We start from the raw sequence: 3427 nt of genomic DNA on the forward strand, positions 1-3427 counted from the left end.
AGCACCAGATGATGGTGGGATGACATCAGGATCGCCGCGTGCAAACGTATCCCGTGCCGCTGCGCGCTAACGGCCAGGCAATACCGGTAGAGCTCGGTCAGCTCGGGGTCTGGACGAAACAGGTGGGTGCGCCGCAGCGTGCGGCGCGTGACCATCACGGTCATTCCAGGGACGATGTAGCGTGGTTGCGTCATGCTTCGCACACCGCACCAAGCGTGCCGGACACCACCCCAGCTCATTTCGCACACTTACGCTACCGGTGGACCCGTTGTGGCGAAAGTGCCGGCGCACGCCGGCGGACGCCAACTCGGGTCGGGTCGGCGCCGGCCACGCGCTACCTGGACTTGGATGGGAGCCTCGATCTTGCGGCCGATGTCGCTTTGGGCGGCTTTGCGCTCGATGTGTGGTACACTGCGGGTCACGGACGCGTCGGGGCTTGGCGTCAGCGCGATCCCTAGCTGAGCCGGTTTGGCACCTGCCTCGTCCCGCGAAACAAGAACTGAGGCAAAATGCGGATCGACGCCTGGTATGGCATGCGGGACAAAGCGGGCGTAAGCCTACTTGCAGCGGCCCTCTTGCTAGGCTGCTCGGACGCCTCGACACCTCCCGCGTACGGGCCTCCGCCGTTGCCCCCCGGCGGTGTAGCAGCCGGCACAGGAGGCTCCCCAGGGGGTGCCGGAATGGCCTCTGCTGGCGTTTCGGCCGGAGCGGGTGTGGTTGGAGCCCCCGTCGCTGGCAGCGGCGTTGCCGGCATGGGCGTCGGTGCCGGCGGCTTGGCGGGTATGGGCATGGCGGGCCTTGGCATGGGCGGCGCTGCCGGCACGGTGCCCGGTCTGCCCTACTACCTGCGCGGCTACGAGCATCACGGCACAGCACCACAGACCGATGGCACCACTTTGCGCGCTTCCAAAGCGGCGTACGAATGGTACCGAGACGCCAAGTTCGGCATGTTCCTTCACTGGGGCATCTACTCCGTGGTGGGCAAGCACGAGTGGGAGATGGAGCATCGCGGCTGGAAGATCCTCGACTACGAAAAGCTGGCCGATCGCTTCAACCCGGTTCGTTTCGATCCACAGGAGTGGGTGAGCGTGGCCAAGACCGCGGGCATGCGTTACATGGTCATCACCACCAAGCACCACGACGGCTTTGCCATGTGGGACTCCAAGGTGAGCGACTACGACATCATCGATCGCACGCCCTACAAGAGGGATGTGATCAAAATGCTCGCGATCGAGTGCCAGCGGCAAGGGATCGCCTTTGGTCTCTACCATTCGCATCTGGACTGGCATCATCTCGATTACTTCCCGCGCGGCAAGACGGGCCACAACGCGGGCCGTCCCAACTCGGGCGACTTCAACAAGTACATCGACTACATGAATAGCCAGATTGCCGAATTGGCGAGCGGCGAGTACGGGCCCGTGTCGAGTTGGTGGTTCGATGGGGTCTGGGACCACAAGACCGGGGTCGATTGGCGACTCAAGGAGACCTACGACTTGATCCACAATGCGCTGCCTCACTCCATGATTGGCAACAACCGTTTCTCCGTGCCCGAGTTTGGCGAGGATATTCAAGTTTTCGAGCGCGACCTGCCGGGCCACAACACGTATGGAGCCAACATCGCGGACGTGTCGCCGTATCCGTTGGAATCTGTGGATACGATGAACGGCCATTGGGGCTACAACGCGATGGACAGCAACTTCAAGTCCGTGAAGGCGTTGGTTCACTATCTGGTTCGTGCCGCGGGACTCAATGGAAACCTACTGCTGAACGTCGGGCCGCCGCCGGATGGGAAGTTTCAGCCCGAGGTGGTTCAGCGCCTGCAAGGCATGGGTGAGTGGACCTCCCAGAAGGGCCATACCCTCTACAAGACGCGCGGGGGGCCGATGGCCGAACAAAAATGGGGCGTGATGACCCACATGCACGATGGCACCCGCTCGTATCTGCATGTGCTTGACCCCACGGGCATTGCCGGGCAGCTGCAGGTGCCCGTGACGGGCAACGTCACCGCGGTCAAGCTCGAGTCCACGGGAGCCGCGGTGCCCTTTCAAGCGGGTCAGCAGCTTGCGCTCACACTCGCCGGGATCCAGTTCGATCCGATCGATACCATCTTCGTGATCGAACATCAGGGCAAGTTGAAAGGCATCCCGAAGCCCAAGCCTTAGGCGTCGGGTCAAACCGGTTGCCATTCCTTCGATCCCGCGCTTCTGGACGGTGGTCAGCTCGCCACCTCCGAACTCGCTCTCGCTCTCGGCCTCGGGCTCGGTCCCACGAAAAAGCGCAGCTTCGGTGACCGCCCAGACTATCCGGCCGCCGAAATCATGGAAAAATCTCCCCTACTTTTGCACCGTCATGCAGCTAGGTCTTGTGGGGCCGATCGAGCCGAAGAAGAAGCTGGCGCGCCTCTTGGGCGCCGCGTTGCTGGCTGTCTCGTGCCGCGAGGAGCAGGCCGGGTTCGTTGATGGCCGCGAGCGCCTCTGCCGCGATTCTACGCAGCTCAGGATCGTCCGAAGACGTCAGGGTCCCGTATATGCGCTCGCGTATGGCCCGCACGGACAAGCCGCCGGGGCCCCGTCCCAGCCCGCCGCCAGGCGACTCGTGAAGCCCAGCCAAGCGTAGGAATAGGAAGCCTCGTCGTCGCCGTGCCTGAGGATCTCGGCAACACGAAGGCGCCGCCACACCTGTCCGGATTCGAACATGCCATCCGAGATGAGGTTGTAGTTATCGTTCTCGTTGCTATTAGATTGGCATCTGTGATCTTCTGCAGGATAGTCGCCCTGAGCGCATCGTCCGCAATCAGGCCGAGCGTCTGACCTGCCTGCCTGCGCAGGCGATAGTCGTCCTCGGCGTCCTCGATGATGGTGACGAACTCGCCGATGGCCTTAGGGTCAGGCTTTCCAAAGTAGGCGAGGCCAACGATCGCGGCGCGTCGGGTCAGGAACGCCATCTCGTTGACCACGCTGGGTCTGGAGAAGTCGATGTCGGGGTCGCGTTTGAGCATTCCCAGCAGCGTCGCGTAGGCCTTGGGGTAGGGTATTTGCCCCAAAGCTTTGGCGGCAGCCGCCACGTCGTCGCCGCCGAGCTCCTTCTGGATGACGGGGCCCGCCTGCAGCGCCCGACAGGCCCCCAGGGCTCGCAGGATCGAGGCCTTGCGCCCGGGAAAGCCCTTCAGAAGCGCCAGCAGTCCTGCACTGGATGCCGGCGACCTCCGTATGGACGCGCGCGTGGTGGTGGCCGAAGAAGCAGATCCGTGGCCGCGTTCCGACCACGGCCTGCGCAAGACCCTCGGCCTCGCTCTGGTAGCGACGCCGAACCGAGCCGTCAGCCCTGCGCCATGTGAACTCGACGCCGCCGGGTGCATCGTGAAGCAGGAGGACGTCGACACCGCGACGTCCACACATGCGCTCGACCTCGTCGCGTGTGAAGTGTC

Annotated in this window: 4 protein-coding genes; 2 read left to right on the top strand and 2 right to left on the bottom strand. The window is 63.6% G+C overall.

Going from position 1 to position 3427, the window contains the following annotated elements; genetic code table 11:
• Positions 1 to 194, bottom strand: a 194-nt coding sequence (locus tag MJD61_13070; GenBank protein ID MCG8556200.1) for a transposase, incomplete at its 3' end; no start/stop codon positions are given.
• Between the two features lie 753 nt (positions 195 to 947).
• Between MJD61_13070 and MJD61_13075 the strand changes: the two genes are divergently transcribed.
• The gene (locus tag MJD61_13075) at positions 948 to 2162 is read left to right on the top strand and encodes an alpha-L-fucosidase (GenBank protein MCG8556201.1); all 1215 of its coding nucleotides are present in this window, start codon (positions 948 to 950) and stop codon (positions 2160 to 2162) included.
• A 332-nt stretch (positions 2163 to 2494) separates the two neighbouring features.
• On the opposite strand, the gene MJD61_13080 is transcribed toward MJD61_13075, so the two are convergent.
• The gene (locus MJD61_13080; protein MCG8556202.1) at positions 2495 to 3064 is read right to left on the bottom strand and encodes a HEAT repeat domain-containing protein; all 570 of its coding nucleotides are present in this window, start codon (positions 3062 to 3064) and stop codon (positions 2495 to 2497) included.
• Between the two features lie 145 nt (positions 3065 to 3209).
• Between MJD61_13080 and MJD61_13085 the strand changes: the two genes are divergently transcribed.
• Positions 3210 to 3427, top strand: a 218-nt coding sequence (locus MJD61_13085; GenBank protein MCG8556203.1) for a hypothetical protein, incomplete at its 3' end; no start/stop codon positions are given.

The sequence above is a fragment of the Pseudomonadota bacterium genome (assembly GCA_022361155.1).
In the GTDB taxonomy this organism is placed as follows: Bacteria; Myxococcota_A; Polyangia; order Polyangiales; family JAKSBK01; genus JAKSBK01.

Excerpts from the sequence above, each read along its gene's own strand:
- MJD61_13075 (MCG8556201.1), top strand. The coding sequence starts at position 948 with ATGTTCCTTCACTGGGGCATCTACTCCGTGGTGGGCAAGCACGAGTGG.